1 protein-coding gene is annotated in these 515 nt (G+C 70.7%); it reads right to left on the reverse strand.

Annotated elements, in window-relative coordinates; all coding sequences use genetic code 11:
• The coding region (locus ACFO3N_RS25050; protein WP_465254306.1) for a hypothetical protein at window positions 1-515 on the reverse strand (515 nt) is incomplete at both ends.

Consider the following 515-nt stretch of genomic DNA (forward strand, 5'->3'; position numbering starts at 1 on the left):
CGATGGGGTGGTCGGCGAGAAAGACCGGGCGCAGGGTGATCCGGCAGGGCTCGCTGCCGAGCTCGGTCACGATCTGCGACGAGCCGACCCAGCCGTGGTCGAGACGGGCCCGCTTGATGGCGTGACGCGCGAGACGCTCGAGGTCGAGCGCCGGTTGCCGCGGGGCGGCCATGGCCACCCAGATCAGCCCGCCGGGACCGGTGGAGAGGTTGTCCGGAAAGCCGGGCAGCCCGTCGGCGAAGACATCGCTCTCGCCCGCCCTGTGGCCGGTGAGCCACAGCCGCGTCAGCCGGTAGGCACCGGTCTCGGCGACCACGAGGAAGTACCCCGGGAAGCCCATCTGCGTGATGACCTCGGTCTCGTACGCGGCCTGCTTGCGCACCTCGTCCGGGATGCCGCCCGGGTACCGGTGGTGCAGGCCCGCCTCGACCTCCTTGACGAACCAGCTCGTCTCGTCCTCGCCGGCCGGGACCGGGTAGTTCGGCATGTAGTTCGCCGACGTGTTGAACGAGACC

The sequence above is a fragment of the Flavobacterium chungangensis genome, assembly GCF_042654045.1.
In the GTDB taxonomy this organism is placed as follows: domain Bacteria; phylum Bacteroidota; class Bacteroidia; order Flavobacteriales; family Flavobacteriaceae; genus Flavobacterium; species Flavobacterium chungangensis.